Below are 17,456 nucleotides of genomic sequence, written 5' to 3'. Positions count from 1 at the left end.
TTAGCACCAAATGTATATAAAATTATAAAATAACGATTATTTAGGGAGTGAGGAACATAATGAATAATGAATTCTTTATTCAAGATGCATCGAATATATGGAATGGTGAAAATTTTAGAAATGATCAGCACTTTTCATTAATATCAATAGGTTTTTCTATAGGACATCAAGAAATTAGCTTAAAAAAAGTGCTTATTGAAATCATAGAATATCCATGTACTATAGTTTTTGACGAATTATTTCCCTTGGAAGAAGATATTGCAAATAAAATGAAAGTGATAAGAATAAATAACACATTAATTGCAACGATTAATTCAAAAATGCAATTCGAAGACATAATGCCAATTATTTATATAAATGCATTAAATGGAATGGAAATCGATATTATTATAGGACGTGAGAAAAAGGAAATCCCATTAAATCATTTCTTTGGAAATGATTTAATGAATAATATAGACTACCCCAAATTAAATGCAGAAGAAGTAGAGACATTCCTGAAAATAACGGAAATCGGCATAATTGTTCAGACTGTGGATGAAAAAAAATACCCCTAAAAAGTTATTGCCATTTATGCCAATTGGTTTGGTTTTAAATCGTGAAGATAGTGATGTGTAGTTTAAAATGTTCAACTGCATCAAGTCTAGGTGATGCACTATCTCAAAATGGTTATACGTATGCGAATAACAATATGTGGATCCGAATGGCAAGATTGCTGTAAGGACAACTTATTTAGAAAGAGGAAATAATGTAGTCATTGCAATATATCTTTTTGTTTAATTCTTTTGCATATCCGCTTCAAATAAAAGAGAACAATATGGGTGGTAAAGCATATGTAGTAACTGGCTTTAGATAATACTTATTTTAAAATTGATTGAGAAATAAAATAAATAATTTTAGCAACTTGCTTTTGTAGGATTACTTTTAAAAGTTTTAGATATATAAAAGTGTAATTTCAATCAGAAAAAGTCTATTTTTCATTTACTTCGAATGGAAAATAGACTTTTTTATCGCTTCAAAGGTGAACTTCCTTAAAATAACAGGCTTTCAGTGATTCCTTTTTTAATAAGCGTATATTTTTGATATTTACTTTTATATTTGATTTGCCATTGAAAGAGATATTCTATTCCACGAGTTGATTTGATTAATCAAAATTACTAAATCCGTGTATTCTTTTTCATCAAAAAATTGTCTTGTTTGTTGATAAAGGCTATCTGTAATTCTGTTACCAGAAATCAAAGTAAGCGTTTCAGCAAATTCAAGTGCTATTTTTTCTTTGTCTGAGTATAAATTAGTTTCTCTCCAAGCGTTTAATAAATACGTTGTTCGTTTCTTCATGTTTGCGAGCATCTTTTGTGTGCATATCTATACAAAAGGCACAACCATTCATTTGGGAAACTCTAATTTTAACCAATTCTACTAGTTTTTTATCTAAACTAATTTCCGAACCTAAGTATTTTTCCATTGCCATCATATTGGACATACCTTCAGATGCAATTTTATAATAATTAATTCGATTTTTCATATTTTGTCCTCCTTAAAACACAAATGTAAAAATATTTCACAAAAAACTGTGCTGAACTCAGCTAATGATAATAAAGAATGTGCTGATTGTCCTTCTAGTCATACTCCTTGTATCATTAACATAACAATGCTTGAAGCAGAGCAACAATGCGGGAGTTCTTACGTAGCAAGACATTGGCTTGGTTAAATGAAGAGCTTGACGAAATCTTATCAGAAAAAACTCGAACAGATACTCGGCAATACTTTAAAAAACAAGAAAACCGTTGAGGAATCAACGGTTTTTGTTTTGAAAAAAACTATTTGGATTGAAAAGAACTTTCAAAGATTTGTTTCCTTTAATAAAATTTCACAACATCTTCAAAAGGTAAGAATGTTCTTTCTCCTGGTTGTTCATTAGGTTCACCAAATGGCATTTGTGCTACTAAACTCCATTCACTTGGGATATTCCAAGTTTGTTTTACTTCTTCATCAACAATTGGATTGTAATGCTGCAATGATGCACCGATACCTTCAGCAGAGAAAGCCAACCATGTTGCATACTGTAACATTGCACTTCCTTGATGAGACCAATACGGGAATTGATCTTTATACAATGGTGCATTTTCTTGCATTTTTTTTACTGTTTCTTGGTTTTCAAAGAAGAGAACTGTACCTATACCATCGTGAAATCCTTGTAATCGTTCTACAGTTGCAGCAAAGTTCTCTTCTGGAACACGTGAACGTAGAGTTTCTTTTACGATATCCCAAAACTTTTCATGTTCTGTATCCATTAATACAATGACACGTCCACTTTGCATGTTAAAAGAAGTTGGTGCATGTAAAGCAGTTTTTAATACTTCATTAATTTTTTCTTTTGTAATGTTTCCATTCTTTTTCACCTTACGAATAGAACGGCGGTTGATGATTGCTTCTTTTAAATTTGTTGTAGTTACTGACATTTTAATTCCTCCAATTAAGTTTAAACTTAGGTTCTTCAAACGATTCAATCTGCTAAATAAAGTAATACTTAAAACGATTCATTACCATTTGAACCTATGTTTAGCAATACCCATCTATATCGCATTGCATGCCATCCAAATCATTTGATTTCAATTTTTTTAATTCTTTATCAATGACCATCTCTAATCTTTCTTTGCTAGCTAATCCTTGAATCACTTCATCACCAATAATAAACGTTGGTACAGCCATAATTTGTGCCTCTTCATATGCTTGTTTTAGTGCATATTGATGAACTTCTCGATATGTTCTTGCTATTAAAGCGTCTTTGAAATCAACTGTAGACAGTCCAACTTCACCTGCTAGTTTTGTTAATACTTCTACATTTTCAATGTCTTGTTCCTCTTGGAAAAACGCAGTAAATACTCTATGGTGAAATTCATTTCCTTTTCCATGTTCTTTTGCGAATTGATAGCCCTCGAATGCTAAGTAAGTATATGGGTGAGGGGAAACACGTGGTAAACGCATATCAACTCCTAATTTTTTTGCAGTAGGCAGAATAAAGGAATCCCATGAAGCTAATTTATCGGGTTCTTTCCATGGATCAATTTTGGGATGAGGGCTTGGGCGTAATTCAAATGGCATCCATTCTACTTCTACATCTTTTTCCTTAGTAATCTCATCTAAAGGACCTTTTCCTAAAAAACAAAATGGACAAACAAAGTCCGAGTATACTTTTATTTTTACAGTCATCTTATATTTCCTCGCTTTTTGATTATTAGAACATAATTGTAACTGATTAAGTTACAAGTTATCTAAAAAAATATGGTGGATAAAGAATTATACACAGCAATTGACAAAAATACTAATTTTGAAATTCAACCTCCTGCCTGTAATCATTATAGTTACAGGTTTAGTGAAAGTCAATTAATTGGTTATCTATTTGTTCTATTGAAACTTCTATTACTGTGGAGAATGTAAAAAAGTCCCCATTAGCAAGATTAAATAAAGCACAAATAGAGAAAGCTGTAACCACAATTAAAACCACGAAAAAGAAAGGTTAGGTGGCTACAGATGGAATTAGAGAAAAAATTATATTGCTACAACTGTAAGGAAGAAACAGTGTATCAAAAAAGACGTAATAATAACACGTATATGGAAAGTCATTGCAGAGAATGTGGTTGTTTTGAATGGCAAAATAGAGCGGTAGAAAGTGAAGTAAAGAAATGGGCAGAGTATAATTTAGAAAAAGGAATACCGAATTTTGAAGAAGTACAGCGAATTATTTAATGAATAGCTTAAATCCAGGACAGCATGTTTTTTATCTTTAAAATATATCGGCTAAATAAACATCCCTCTTAAATTAATACTTTTAAGAATGCTCAGAGTGTACAAAAGGCATCGAGAAGTGAATTCTCGATGCCTTTTGTCATTTTTACCATTCTTTTTTTAGGTTTAAACAATAGGATAATTCTAATTACTCGTACTCTTCAACCAACTTCCCACTAAATTTATCGTTTATAGTAGGCTATCATAGTTACACATTCAGTTGATTGGAGCGGAGAGCGGCGACTCCAGCGGGAAAAGCAGGATAGTCGAGACCCTGGACTGAGCGTAGCGAAGGAAGCGGCTCGGCCCTGCCCGCGGAAAGCGTCCGCACGTAGCGGAAATCGTCGCTCTTATTCATACTTATTTATTGTAAAAAGGGCTTAAAGTCCTTGGGTAATTGGAAGCGCTATTATAAAAATACTTATTGTCAATGGGTGAAAAAATACATACAATTAGACAGAACGGAGGTATTTCTACATGAAAAAAGCTTATTTAGCCAACGGTCTGTTCAGTTTAGGCAATCTATTTGTTAATGGACTTAATATACAGAATGGTGAAATTGCTGCTACAAAGCAAGAAGTAACCGAGGCTTTCAAAATGCATTACTCTCCATAATTTTAATGGTTATTTACCTTACTATTATTTCAATATTACTAGGTTACCATTAAAAAGGAGTTTATTTAGATTATGTGGTTTTTATTTGCAATATTAACATGGCTCTCATGGGGAGCAGCGAACTTATTTTACAAAAAGGGCTCAGATTCAAATGACAAAAATAGTCATATTAAAATAACGATTATGGTTGGTCTTGTTATGGGGATTCACGCAACGATCTATATGTTCGTGAAAGGTTTAGAATTCCATCCACAAGATATGTTAACGTATTTGCCCGTTTCAACATTGTACATTGTTTCAATGGTTTTCGGTTATATTGGTTTACGTTATTTAGAGTTATCCATTGCAGCACCAGTGCAAAATGCTTCAGGTGCCGTTACAACGATTTTATTATATATGTTCTTCCCACAAGAAGTTACTTGGATACATTTTGCAGGTATCATTGCTATTACAGCCGGCGTTATTTGGATTGCTGTTATTGAAAAACAGCAGGACGATGCATTATTACGTTCTCAAAAAGTTAAAATTGAACGTAAATATCAATTTGGATTTTTCGCATTGTTATTCCCGATTTTATACGCATTAATAGATGGGGTAGGAACTTTCGCTGACGGTATCTACTTAGATGAGTTAACAATTATGACTGAAGATGCAGCGCTACTAGCATATGAATATACATTCTTTATCGTAGCAGTTGTATGCTTTATTTATCTTCGCTTTTATAAAAAAGTGAAATTCAATGTGTTTAAAGAGCGTGATCGCACATACGCAGCAGTTTTAGAAACGATTGGTCAGTTCTTCTATGTGTACGCAATTTCAGCCTATGCGTTTATTTCCGCGCCAATTATTTCATCATACTGTATTTTCTCAATTATACTATCGCGTATTTTCTTAAAAGAAAAACTAACAAAGAAACAATACTTCGTTATTGCAATTATTATGCTAGGTATTGTCATCCTTGGTCTTGCCGACGAATTATAATTGTAAAACGTCAATCGAAAAATCGATTGGCGTTTTTTGTTATATTTAAAAATAGGATGAACTTTTTCTTTACTACTAGGTCTAATACATACAAAGCCCGAAACGAGGTGACAGGATGGAACCACAAGAGCTAGCGCAACAAGCGATTAAAGAAGATGACAATGCCTTTTTAGCTATCATGCAGTTGTATAAGAATGATTTATACCGTACTGCCTACGCCTTTCTAAAGAACGAACATGATGCAATAGAAGCTGTTCAGGAAGTAACAGTCCGCGCCTATCAAAAAATACATACGCTAAAGGAACCAGCCTATACAAAGACGTGGCTCATCCGCATAATGATGAACTATTGTCAGGATCAAATAGCAAAGAACAAACGCTTTACTTCAAATGAAAAGCTACAAGAAATTGCAACAATGGATGACACGAGTTTCTTAGAATTGAATGAAGCAATGGCATCCTTATCTAAAAAAGACCAACAACTCATTACGTTGAAATACTTGCAAGATACGAAGATAAAAGACATTGCTGTACTAGAAAATATACCTGAAGGCACAGTGAAATCGAGATTACATAAAGCATTGCAATCACTACGGACGTTTTGGTCAAAGGGAGGAGAGAATACAGATGTATGAAAAGGAAGAAGCTAAATTACATGACATGCAAAAGGATTTAGAGAAAATATCAATTCCTGAGGATGAGCTTAATCAAGCAATTCAGCAAGGGATGCAAATTGCAAAGTCTTCGAAACGCAGAAAGAAGCGCTCATTCAAGCGCATTGCTTGGTCCATTTCAATTGCAGCCCTTCTTTTTATCACACTCGTTACTTCTATTCGAGTATCGCCAGCCTTTGCCAAAACCGTTGCGAGTATTCCAGGATTGGAACGTCTAGTTGATTTAATCCAGTACGATAAAGGGCTTCAAGCAATTGTTGATAATAAATACTATGAAGCAATTGGTGTATCGCAAACAAAAGATAATATTAAGTTTACGATTGATGGGGTTATTGTAGATGAATCGGGTATGGTCATATTTTATACAACTGAATCACCTACTAAATTAAGTTCTGGAGATTATGGAATGATTGAAATTTTTCATAATGGAAAAAGTCTCGAAGGTTCAACAGAGTATGGTTATCCAGATCAAGAGGATAAAAAATATCGAACAGATGAAATAACTTTTACATTTGGTGAACAGCAAAAATATAGTTCTAAAGAGTTTGAACTGAAACTAAATTTAAGAAACGAGCAAAAAACGAGTTTTAGTATTCCGTTTACACTTAAAAAGGACATTCAAAAAGGAAAAGTGTTCACAATTAATAAGGAAATAATAATGGATGGTCAAAAAATCGTTATAGAAGACATTACTCTCTATCCATTACGTGTTGCTGTTAATATGACATTTGATCAGCGCAATACGATGAGAATATTAAATTTTGAGGATATCCGAATTGAAGATGAGCATGGGGAAATCTGGGGTAGTATTAGAAATGGAATTACAAGTTTTGGAGGAAATGACGATCATCAAAGAACTTTCTTCTTACAAAGTAATTTCTTTAAACAGCCTAAGAATCTGTATTTAAAATTTGATAAAGTTCAGGCATTACCTAAAAAAGATGCCTATATTATCGTAGACTTGAATAAAGAAAAAGTAATTAAAGGACCATATAAGGATAAGCTAGAAATCACTAATATTTCCAAGCTTTCAATCGAGGCGAAAATGGAAGGAAAGCATGAAGATTTACCATATCAATTATTCTACGGGTTAAAAGACTTTGAAGGAAGAGAACTGGATACGAATTCATGGTCTGGATGGTCAGATAATGATTCTGTTCATTGGCAGGTAGGAATTGAACCGCAAAAAATAGTCAATCCTGTAAAGGTATACTTCTCAGCTTATCCAAACTATCTTAAAGGAAGTACATCCATCCAAATCAAATAAACAAAATGCCTAGCTCACTCATACAGAGAAGCTAGGCATTTTTCTATTAGGGAGCTATAACTGAGTATTATTCTTTCAATTAAATTCATTACTTATTATTGGAGTAATAAACTGCATAACTAGATAGATAAAAAAGAGTATAGCTAAGATAATTTTATATATTTTATTGGATTTATCATTTATAAATCTAATTCCTATTTTGCATGATAGTGCTAGTAACATTGCATTCAATCCAATATTAATAATCAGGAGAGAAGGATTAACTATTATACATAGGAAGTTTAGAATACAAAGAGCTGTCATAATTTTTTCATTTTTAATTAAATTGTTTTCTTCGAAATATTTACTAGTTCTTAATTTGTACAATAAAAGTATTATCTGGAAAAGTGAATAGAAGCTTATACTTATAATAATAATTCTTTGTCCCAAAAGCATAGTTATAAATCCTTTCTATTTTCGCTTACCAAAATCAATAACGATTGCACCAATGCATCGCCATGAATTTTAAATTACGTTTACATGTTCTGACGTATCTTTGGGAACAATGATATTAAGGTAACCGTCTTTATACTTACAATCATAATCGATAGTATTCCAGCTCTTTGTCTTTTTCTCGATGGCATTATATTTTTCAGGCTAAACTGTAACGCCACCATCAAACATCTTTTTCACTAGATAAGCTATGGGCGAAAAGAGTACATAGAGTGTAAATATTAATAAGATCGTTGTGAAAAACGAAAATGTCTATCCGATGTTTCTTCAATAGAGTGACCGGTTTTCCTTCTATCAATCTGCATTCTATTATGGCATAATTTGTCGTGGGCTTCGAATGCTTTTCTATTTAAAATAGGATTTATAAATTTTTTGAGGTGAAACATAAATGTATAAGAGAAAACGACTTTTACAAGGAATACTTGTCATTTCAGCATTAGAGATGCTGTATTATCACTTTATAGGGAAACAATATCTTTTTATAAATGGTCTAGGAGATATGCCATACTACATTATTGGCGGTAATGCATTATTGTTTGTAGCTTATTTTATATTGGTTGAAAAAAGTAATATTAGAAAAAAGAATGCACTTATCATTATTGCATATGCACTTTTAACCATAGCTCCTTTCTATTTCCAAAAGCATGTACCGAGTTTTAGTGTAGATGATGCAGCGCAAATTATTTCTCGAACTGAGGGCGGGAAAGTTGTGAAGGATCGTAAATTTAGCGGGACAATTGTCGACTATGATGGGTTAGAGGTATATATTATTACGCTTGAAAAAGATAAAGTAGTTTCACGTTATGCATTTGATCCCTATACTGAAAAATATTATTCATTTGCGAATTAGAAATGAGGTTGGATCATGGCAGAACATAGTTTTCATTTGACTGCAAATTGGCCAGGTGGTCGTAATGATGTCGGCACAATCGCATCAGGTCAATTACAAACAAAAGTGTCTATTCCCCCTGAAATGGACGGGCCAGGTATTGGCACTAATCCTGATGAGATGCTGTTAGGAGCTGCTGCGACTTGTTATATTATTACATTAGCCGCAATGCTTGAACGAACAAGTATCAATGTAGAGAGCCTAACGATGCAATCTGAAGGAATTGTTGATGTAACGAATGGCGTCTTTACGTATAAGAAGATTATTCACAAACCACAAATAACCTTATCAAGCGGCACAACAGTCCGAGATGCTAGTTTAACTCAAAAGCTTGCAGAAAAAGCAGAAAAAACATGTATGATCAGTAAGGCAATACAAGGAAATGTTGCACTTGAATTGCAAGTACATTTAAAAATAGAAGAGTAAGATGAGCTGCTAAGTATTCGCTAAAGTCGATTACTTAGCAGTTTTTTTATGAATTAAAAACATATCACTTTTGTTTAGGCAAATCCCATGAGGTCTTTCACTTGATGAGTATTTTCTTTTGTCGTTAGCATTTCAAGCAATAGGAATGCGACATCAAAAGCAGTACCTGGATTTGATGATGTAATGATATGGCCATCTTGAACAATTCTCTCATTTTGTACATTTACACCAAAATTCTTTAACTGTTCTTTTCTTATACTTGTTGGGTGAGCATAAGTTGTAGCTTTTCTATTTGTTAAAATACCACTTTTACCAAGTGCTAATGATGCGACACAAATACTAGCAATAGGCTTTTGTCTTGCATCAAAATGACGGATTATGTTTGAGAAGGATTCACTAAAAGCATCGTCATAAAAGCCAGCCTCTTCAAATCCTCCTGGAATAGCTAATGCATCAAATTCATCTAATTGAATGTCATGAATCGTTTTTTCAGGGACGACGTTAAAATTCCATGTGCAAGTTAATTTATCTCGAAGACCGACTGTCACAACCTCAGTCGAGCCGTCGCCTTCCCATTTGTTCCAGCCTAGAACATCTGTAAATACACTAGCCTCTACTGCTTCAAAGCCATCTGCCAATAACAATAATATTTTTTTCATTTCTTAAATCCCTCCAATGTCTTTATTTTAATTAAATGAAAAGTTATATTACATAGGTTGAAAAAGGATATATATTTAAATGAATTTATATTATAAGGATTTTGAGTTATTCTATTTAATAAAAAAAGGTGAGTGAAAAAATGGATCAAATAGATAAAAAGATTGTAAGGGAATTGCAGTTAAATGCCAAAATTTCTATGAAAGAGTTAGCAGAAATCGTTCATTTATCGGCTCCTGCAGTTATTGAGAGAGTTCGAAAGTTAGAAGAACAGCAAATAATTGAGGGTTATCATGCAAGTGTTGCATTAAAAAAAATGCACCGACCAATGCGTGCGATTATTTTGTTCGAGTCAAAGGACTGTAAAGCATTAGCGAATTTTTGTCATAATCATCCGGACGTACTTGAGTGTTACCGAGTGGCAGGAGAGATTAGCTATATTGTCAAAATAGCAACGCATTCTGTAGAGAGTTTAGAGCAATTTATTGATGACTCCATGCAATACGGCACACCTTCAACAAATATTGTGTTATCTTCGCATGAAAAGAAGGTAATAGAACCATTTATAGTGGAAGAGAAATAATAAAAGGAGTGTCATCGAAAGTAAAGTTTTCTTGAAGTTATTAGGCGTTCAGTAAAAAAGGTACTATTTAGTCTCTATAATAATCCTGTATAAAAAATAAAGAACCTTGATAAAAGCTTATTGTTGTTCAGCAACTTTATCCTGCTAAAATACTACATTGATAGCACATGAGAAATTTTTACTTTTTTACAAAAAGTACTTAATTTCAGACTGATTTTATGTAGAATGAATGTAGTATATTAGGAAAATTTCATATTTGGTTCGTCTTCTTGAAGTTGTACATAAAAGGCGAAAAGCATACTGGAATTTTCACGATGATAAAGAGGATGTGACTGTTAAATGATTACATTAGATGGAAAGAACCTATCATTGGCGGATCTAAATATTATTCTAAATGATAACGTCAAAGTTGAATTAGATAATGATGCGATAGAACTTGTTAAGAAAAGCCGTTTAGCTGTTGAGAAAATTGTACGTGAAGATCAAACTGTCTATGGTATCAATACAGGTTTCGGGAAATTTAGTGATGTGAAAATTGCAGAAGTGGACACAAGAAAACTTCAACTCCATTTAATCCGATCACATGCTTGTGGAGTAGGTGCGCCTTTTGCTGAAGTCGTTTCTAGAGCAATGGTCGTTCTTCGCTTGAATGCACTGTTAAAAGGTTTTTCGGGCATTCGAATTGAGGTACTAGAACGTCTTGCATATATGGTAAATAATCGAATTCATCCAGTCATTCCGCAGCAAGGGTCACTTGGTGCATCAGGTGATTTGGCTCCATTGTCACATTTAGCTTTAGTATTAATTGGTGAAGGGTTTGTTTGGCAGAAGAATGAGCAAGTGCCAGCGGCTGATGTTTGGCAAACTCATAATTTGGAACCGATTACATTAGAGGCGAAAGAGGGATTAGCATTAATAAATGGTACACAAGCAATGACAGCTCAAGGCGTTGTGAATTATTTAGCAGCAAGTAAATTGGCTTATGACAGCGAATGGATTGCAGCAATGACGATGGAGTCCTTATTTGGAATTGTCGATGCTTTCCATCCATCAGTTCATGAAGCGCGTGGCTATCAGGAGCAAATGGATGTCGCGGAGCGTATGCGTAACTGGTTAGCTGGTAGTCAATTAGCGACTAAACAAGGAGAGAAGAGAGTACAAGATGCTTATTCTCTTCGTTGCATTCCGCAAATTCACGGGGCTAGCTGGCAAGTACTCAACTATGTGAAAGAGAAGCTTGAAATTGAAATAAATGCGGCTACTGATAATCCGCTTATTTTCGATGATGGTGATACAGTCATTTCAGGTGGGAATTTTCACGGTCAACCCATCGCGTTTGCTATGGATTTCTTGAAAATAGGTATGGCTGAATTAGCAAACGTTTCTGAACGTCGAATTGAACGTCTCGTAAATCCTCAGTTAAGCGAAGGGTTACCAGCATTTTTAAGCCCACAACCAGGTTTGCAATCTGGAGCAATGATATTACAGTATGCAGCAGCAAGTCTTGTATCAGAAAATAAAACATTGGCACATCCAGCATCTGTAGATTCTATTCCATCTTCAGCCAATCAAGAAGATCATGTCAGTATGGGAACAATAGGCTCAAGACATGCTTATCAAATAATTGAAAATGCTAGAAGAGTGTTAGCAATAGAAGCTATTTGTGCAGCACAAGCAGTTGAATATAGAGGCGTAGAGAAAATGTCTAAAGCGCTTTATACTAAATGGCAAGAAGTACGCGCAGTTGTACCTACAATCAATGAGGATCGAATTTTTAGCGAAGATGTAGAAAAGCTCGCTGATTGGTTATCTCCAGCTAGCCATTAAACAGCCATAAAAACGCGTCTAATTAGTAGCGATTACTTGCTATTAATAGACGCGTTTTTATATATGTATATTCATTTAATACTCCTTACAAATCTATTCATATTTACCCATAGAACGCACAACTTAATCATTCTATCTAGATATTTGTTATAATGAATGCTTACTAGATATTAAAGTGAACAGATTGAGAGGATATATATAATGAATGAGCAACCACATATTTTAGTAGTAGATGGAATGGCACTGTTATTCCGTTCGTTTTTTGCAACAGCCCCAATGAACCAGTTTTTTAGAAAAGCAGACGGTACACCGACAAATGGAGTACAAGGTTTTGCACGTCATGTTTTGACTGCACAATCGATGATGAAACCGACTCATTTGGCTATATGTTGGGATATGGGTGTACACACTTTCCGAAATGACCTATTTGATGGTTATAAAGCAAATCGTCCGAGTCCACCAGATGAATTGAAGCCACAATTTGATATGGCGAAGGAAGTATCAGAAATGATTGGCTGGAAAAACTTTGGTGAAGTAGGAATGGAAGCAGACGATACAATTGGTTCAATGGTTGAAAAGTGGAAGAATGATGCGAAGATAACAGTTGTCAGTGGCGATAAGGATTTATTACAGTTATTAAATCCTTCAACTACGATTGCCTTAACGAAAAAAGGTTATACAGAATACAATGTTTATGATGTTCAACGTTTTGAGGAAGAGTATGCAATTGCACCTGCATTGTTTGCGGATGTTAAAGCATTTATGGGCGATTCAAGTGATGGTTACCCAGGTGTTAAAGGAATTGGCCCTAAAACTGCTTTGAGCCTCATCCAAAAATATGGAACAGTGGATGGTGTTTTAGCTGCGATTGATGAGCTTAAACCAGCACAACGTTCGAAAATCACAGAATATGAAGAAATGTTAAAGCTATCACATCAACTAGCGAAAATTCATACAGAAGTACCTATTCATGCAACAATTGATGATTTATCATTGCCAACACTAACGCAAGAGAAGCTTGATCAATTAACGATGGATGGTTATTCACTAATTACACGTCATGCAAAATCATTATTCCCGAACGGATAAAGGCGTCATTTTTACAAAGCTAAGTACTTTTTGATTGGCTTTATAAGAGACTTCGCGTATTTGACTATCACGATTTTGCCCACCATTATCATGGATAATGAGAATGACATCGTTCTCAACCTCTTCATAACCAATGAGCGGTACCCAGTGATAGGCGTATTTGGGCTTTAAGCAAAAATGAAAAGAAAAATATTTATCAAACTTCATTGCAACCGGTCTTCCCGCGCGCAATTCAAACAAAGCATCATGAAAGCTACAGCTTTGAATAGACCAATCTGGCCCAACTATTTTCCGCATATTATGAATGAAGCGGTATTTAAAAAGGCCTATTGGTGTTGTTCCTAGCTGTTTATAAAGCTGATTGATGCTTTTTGTTTTTTCATGAGGTAATAGATAATCTAACATGATGGCAGCGGTTGTTGGTCCACATGCAGAATTCCGCCATTGCTCCCGCACATTATCGGCATGTTGGGATTGACCATTTACGGGTAACTGAATGCGCATATAATTCACCTCCATAAAGAATGTATGAATCTATACGGGATAGGATTCCGCTTAGAGATACTTATAAGAGAAAATACAAACCTATTTATGGTTACAATAATATATGAAGTGGTAGTTTAATCATTAATATAATGATCATGAATAGTGGTATGTAATTGTTAGAACTTTTCATGAATAGAATACATAGTATATTACAAAATGTATAAGAAAAAACGGATAGACATTAACTTGCTTTCCATTTTTGAACTTGCCAAGTACAATTGGCGAGTTTCTTTAAATTCACAACAGCAAAAGTAAGCATCTTCTGCATGGACACTTTTTAAGACCTCTTAAGGTTGGCTACCGCAACCTCAATTTTCCCCATAAGATGTTCTTGGGTACTAGTTGATACAAAGCAATCATTTCAATTTGATTTCTTTCGAGATTTTTTTATTTCCCATCATCTCTAAAGATTGGTTTATATTACATGTGTAGTTGATTGGAGCGGAGGTGGCGACTCCTGCGGGAAAAGCGGGACAGTCCAAGACCCTGCAGGAGCGTAGCGACAAAGCGACTTGGCGCCCGCCCGCGCAAAGCGTCCACCATAGCGGAAATCAACGTTCCTATCTATTTATTTAAAACAAAAAGACTGTAGACAAACTCGAAATTCTTCGAGTTGTCTACAGTCTATCCGTTAAAAATGTTACGCATTTGCCTTTTGTGCTTCTAAGAATTCAGTTACTTGAGCTGGTGATTTCGCATTTGCACTGTGAAGATGCGCCAACTTTTCGCCTTCTTTGAAGATCAGTAAGCTAGGAATACCCATAACATCATACTTTTCAGCAAGTTCTGGAAGCTCATCGCGGTTCAATTCATACCAATCATATTGATTGTATTCTTCGATAATAGGGTCGATGAACATGTCCATGCGTGTGCAATCAGGGCACCAGCCAGCGTGGAATTTTACGATAACAGGTTTTGCTGTTGAAGTAGTTTCAGTAAATTGTTCAATAGTTGTAATTGGTTTCATAAGTATATCCCTCCTATTAAAACAGTGTACACGTTTTTTGTTGACCCTGAAAGCAACTTGTTTTAAAAAAAGTGATGATAGTATTTTTAAGGGATTAAAAACAAAATTTAATCCATATTTTTGTAAATTATGTGGATTTGATTATTGCGAAAAAACAGAAAATAGTCTAAACTAAGAAGCAGATAAGGAAGTTTTATTTTTTTTATTCTTAAAATGAATGAGCATTCATTCAAAAAGGGGAAAAGGGAGGATTTGCTCATGGCTTATCAAATAAAGAAAGCAGCAGTATTAGGTTCGGGGGTAATGGGTTCGGGGATCGCAGCCCATTTAGCAAACATCGGTATTCCAACAATTTTGCTTGATATCGTACCAAAGGAATTGACTAAAGAGGAAGAAGCGAAGGGGCTTACTTTAGATAGTCCGGTCGTACGTAATCGATTTGCAGAAACTGCATTACAAAAGCTTTTAAAACAAAAACCAGCACCATTAACTGCAAAGAAAAACTTAGCATTATTATCAGTAGGGAACTTCGAGGATGATCTTGAAAAACTAAAAGAAGTAGATTGGATTATAGAAGTTGTCGTTGAAAACTTAGCTATTAAAAAGAGTCTATATGAAAAAATAGATACAGTTAGTCAACCAGGCACAATTATTAGTTCAAATACATCAGGCATTAGTATTGATGCAATGGCTGAAGGCCTTTCAGAAGACTTCCAAAAGCATTTCCTAGGCACTCATTTCTTCAATCCACCACGCTATTTGAAACTGCTTGAAGTAATTCCGGCAAAGAATACTTGTCCTGATGTTGTGGCATTTATGAAGGAATTTGGAGAAGACAAACTAGGAAAAGGTGTCGTTCTTGCAAAAGATACACCAAATTTCATCGCTAATCGGATTGGTACATATGGCTTGCTTGTTACTTTACGTGAGATGCAAGAGCGTGGTTATTCCGTTGGTGAAGTAGATTCTGTTACAGGACCTTTAATTGGTCGTCCAAAGTCAGCAACTCTTCGTACATTAGATGTTGTCGGCTTAGATACTTTCGTTCACGTCGCAAAAAACGTATATGATCAAACAACTGGCGAAGAACAACGAGTATTCGAAGTACCGGCTTATGTTCAGAAGATGGTTGATAATGGCTGGCTTGGAGCGAAGTCAGGTCAGGGGTTCTTCATTAAAAAGGGAAAAGAGATATTAGAGTTAAATACAGATACATTTGAATATGAACCAGTAAAAAAACTCCGCACTCCTTCAATTGAAATGGCAAAGCAACAAAAAGGATTAGCAACAAAAGTGAAGTTGTTAACATATGCTGATGACCGTACAGGAGAATTATTGTGGAATGTACTAGCACCAACTTTACTTTACTCAGCACAGTTACATGGTGAAATTGCCGATGATGTTGTCGCAATCGATAACGCCATGAAATGGGGCTTCGGCTGGACACAAGGACCATTTGAAATTTGGGATGCAATAGGTGTAAAGAAATCAGTTGAGAAGATGACTGCTGAAGGTAAAGAGATTCCTAGCTTCGTAGAAGGTTTACTAGCTAAAGGCTATGAAACTTTTTATAAAGAACTAGAGGATGGATTAGCTTACTTCGACGGTGAAGATTACAAGCTAGTACCGGTTAATGAAAAAGCAATCGATTTAAAGCGCTATAAGAAAAAACACGGTGTTATTAAATCGAATTCAGGAGCTAGTTTAATAGATATGGGGGATGGCATTGCGTTACTGGAATTCCATTCACAAGCAAATGCTATCGGTTTAGATGTTATACAAATGATTAATTATGCCATTGATGAGGTAGAAGCAAATTACAAAGGGCTTGTTATTGGTAACCAAGGGAAGAACTTCTGCGTTGGTGCCAACTTAGGAATGATTCTTATGGAAGCCCAAGATGACAACATTTTCGAATTAGACTTTACGATACGTGGTTTCCAAAATGCGATGACGAAAATTAAGTACAGTTCAAAACCAGTAGTAGCAGCACCATTTGCGATGACGCTTGGTGGCGGTTCAGAAGTTTGTTTACCAGCAGCTCATATTCAAGCAACAATGGAAACGTATATGGGTCTAGTGGAAGTAGGCGTAGGTCTAATTCCTGGCGGTGGCGGTAATAAAGAATTGTACTTAAAGCATTTAAAAGGATTACCAAATGGAGTACAAGTCGATTATCAAAATATCGCAAACAAAGTATTTGAATCTATCGCAATGGCGAAAGTTTCAACATCTGCTGAGGAAGCTAGAGAAAATAACTTCTTAAACTTTGCAGATGGTATTAGCGTTAACTCTGATCACCAACTATATGACGCCAAACAAGCAGCATTGGCATTATATGAAGGTGGTTATACAGCGCCAATTAGAACTAAGGTGCCGGTTGTAGGTGAAACTGGTTATGCAACGTTATTGTTAGGAGCACAAGGAATGTATCAATCAGGCTTCATTAGTGAGCATGATTTGAAAATAGCGAAAAAGCTTGCCTATGTTTTAGCGGGTGGCAAAGTTCCATACGGCACATTAGTGGATGAACAATACTTACTAGATTTAGAGCGTGAAGCATTCTTAAGTCTTGTTGCAGAGCCAAAATCACAAGCTAGAATGCAACATATGTTAGTGAAAGGAAAACCACTTCGTAACTAGTTTTAGAGAAGTGAT

The 17,456-nt window shown here is 34.9% G+C and carries 17 protein-coding genes and 1 pseudogene; 12 read left to right on the top strand and 6 right to left on the bottom strand.

What is annotated here, in order from left to right; genetic code table 11:
* Nucleotides 1–59 precede the first annotated feature (59 nt).
* Nucleotides 60–554, top strand: a complete 495-nt coding sequence (locus tag AMD00_RS19375) for a hypothetical protein (RefSeq protein WP_053418671.1) — start codon at nucleotides 60–62, stop codon at nucleotides 552–554.
* A 535-nt stretch (nucleotides 555–1,089) separates the two neighbouring features.
* Here the strand turns inward: AMD00_RS19375 and AMD00_RS19370 are convergent.
* From AMD00_RS19370 to AMD00_RS19360, 3 genes and pseudogenes are all read right to left on the bottom strand, one after another.
* Nucleotides 1,090–1,522: pseudogene (locus tag AMD00_RS19370) on the bottom strand (carboxymuconolactone decarboxylase family protein).
* Between the two features lie 334 nt (nucleotides 1,523–1,856).
* A complete protein-coding gene (locus AMD00_RS19365; RefSeq protein WP_053418670.1) occupies nucleotides 1,857–2,459 on the bottom strand; it encodes a nitroreductase family protein in 603 nt (200 codons plus the stop codon).
* A gap of 100 nt (nucleotides 2,460–2,559) precedes the next feature.
* Complete coding sequence (locus AMD00_RS19360) at nucleotides 2,560–3,210, bottom strand: DsbA family oxidoreductase (RefSeq protein ID WP_053418669.1); 651 nt, start codon at nucleotides 3,208–3,210, stop codon at nucleotides 2,560–2,562.
* A 321-nt stretch (nucleotides 3,211–3,531) separates the two neighbouring features.
* On the opposite strand from AMD00_RS19360, the gene AMD00_RS19355 reads away from it, so the two are divergent.
* From AMD00_RS19355 to AMD00_RS19325, 7 genes are all read left to right on the top strand, one after another.
* Nucleotides 3,532–3,747, top strand: coding sequence for a hypothetical protein (locus tag AMD00_RS19355; RefSeq protein WP_053418668.1), 216 nt, complete (start codon nucleotides 3,532–3,534; stop codon nucleotides 3,745–3,747).
* A gap of 516 nt (nucleotides 3,748–4,263) precedes the next feature.
* Nucleotides 4,264–4,401: a hypothetical protein gene (locus AMD00_RS23335; RefSeq protein ID WP_157059304.1), complete on the top strand. Its 138-nt coding sequence runs from the start codon at nucleotides 4,264–4,266 to the stop codon at nucleotides 4,399–4,401.
* Nucleotides 4,402–4,473: 72 nt separating this feature from the next.
* Nucleotides 4,474–5,382 (top strand): EamA family transporter, encoded by a 909-nt coding sequence (locus tag AMD00_RS19350; protein WP_053418667.1) that lies wholly within the window; start codon nucleotides 4,474–4,476, stop codon nucleotides 5,380–5,382.
* 115 nt (nucleotides 5,383–5,497) lie between these two features.
* Nucleotides 5,498–6,016: a sigma-70 family RNA polymerase sigma factor gene (locus tag AMD00_RS19345; protein WP_053418666.1), complete on the top strand. Its 519-nt coding sequence runs from the start codon at nucleotides 5,498–5,500 to the stop codon at nucleotides 6,014–6,016.
* Entirely contained in the window at nucleotides 6,009–7,322 is a 1,314-nt protein-coding gene (locus AMD00_RS19340) for a DUF4179 domain-containing protein (RefSeq protein WP_053418665.1), read from the top strand. Before AMD00_RS19345 ends, AMD00_RS19340 begins: the two co-directional genes overlap by 8 nt.
* Before the next feature lie 880 nt (nucleotides 7,323–8,202).
* The gene (locus AMD00_RS19330) at nucleotides 8,203–8,664 is read left to right on the top strand and encodes a hypothetical protein (RefSeq protein ID WP_053418663.1); all 462 of its coding nucleotides are present in this window, start codon (nucleotides 8,203–8,205) and stop codon (nucleotides 8,662–8,664) included.
* 15 nt (nucleotides 8,665–8,679) lie between these two features.
* The gene (locus AMD00_RS19325; protein WP_053418662.1) at nucleotides 8,680–9,129 is read left to right on the top strand and encodes an OsmC family protein; all 450 of its coding nucleotides are present in this window, start codon (nucleotides 8,680–8,682) and stop codon (nucleotides 9,127–9,129) included.
* Nucleotides 9,130–9,203: 74 nt separating this feature from the next.
* Here AMD00_RS19325 and AMD00_RS19320 read toward each other — a convergent pair whose 3' ends face one another.
* Entirely contained in the window at nucleotides 9,204–9,788 is a 585-nt protein-coding gene (locus tag AMD00_RS19320; protein WP_053418661.1) for a DJ-1/PfpI family protein, read from the bottom strand.
* Between the two features lie 140 nt (nucleotides 9,789–9,928).
* Here AMD00_RS19320 and AMD00_RS19315 point away from each other — a divergent pair, with 140 nt between their 5' ends.
* The 3 genes from AMD00_RS19315 (at nucleotide 9,929) to AMD00_RS19305 (ending at nucleotide 13,285) form a co-directional block, all read left to right on the top strand.
* Nucleotides 9,929–10,369 (top strand): Lrp/AsnC family transcriptional regulator, encoded by a 441-nt coding sequence (locus tag AMD00_RS19315; protein WP_053418660.1) that lies wholly within the window; start codon nucleotides 9,929–9,931, stop codon nucleotides 10,367–10,369.
* Between the two features lie 339 nt (nucleotides 10,370–10,708).
* On the top strand, nucleotides 10,709–12,196 hold the full coding sequence (gene hutH, locus AMD00_RS19310) for a histidine ammonia-lyase (protein WP_053418659.1): 1,488 nt from the start codon (nucleotides 10,709–10,711) through the stop codon (nucleotides 12,194–12,196).
* Nucleotides 12,197–12,397: 201 nt separating this feature from the next.
* A complete protein-coding gene (locus AMD00_RS19305; RefSeq protein ID WP_053418658.1) occupies nucleotides 12,398–13,285 on the top strand; it encodes a 5'-3' exonuclease in 888 nt (295 codons plus the stop codon).
* On the opposite strand, the gene AMD00_RS19300 is transcribed toward AMD00_RS19305, so the two are convergent.
* Both AMD00_RS19300 and AMD00_RS19295 read right to left on the bottom strand, forming a co-directional pair.
* On the bottom strand, nucleotides 13,268–13,789 hold the full coding sequence (locus AMD00_RS19300) for a C39 family peptidase (protein WP_053418657.1): 522 nt from the start codon (nucleotides 13,787–13,789) through the stop codon (nucleotides 13,268–13,270). The genes AMD00_RS19305 and AMD00_RS19300 overlap by 18 nt on opposite strands.
* 682 nt (nucleotides 13,790–14,471) lie before the next feature.
* Nucleotides 14,472–14,798: a thioredoxin family protein gene (locus AMD00_RS19295; protein WP_038188714.1), complete on the bottom strand. Its 327-nt coding sequence runs from the start codon at nucleotides 14,796–14,798 to the stop codon at nucleotides 14,472–14,474.
* Nucleotides 14,799–15,056: 258 nt separating this feature from the next.
* Between AMD00_RS19295 and AMD00_RS19290 the strand changes: the two genes are divergently transcribed.
* Nucleotides 15,057–17,441, top strand: coding sequence for a 3-hydroxyacyl-CoA dehydrogenase/enoyl-CoA hydratase family protein (locus AMD00_RS19290; RefSeq protein WP_053418656.1), 2,385 nt, complete (start codon nucleotides 15,057–15,059; stop codon nucleotides 17,439–17,441).
* Nucleotides 17,442–17,456: the final 15 nt, after the last annotated feature.

The organism is Viridibacillus arvi, assembly GCF_001274945.1.
GTDB classification, from domain to species: Bacteria; Bacillota; Bacilli; order Bacillales_A; family Planococcaceae; genus Viridibacillus; species Viridibacillus arvi.
This window is presented reverse-complemented; position numbering and strand designations above follow the sequence as displayed.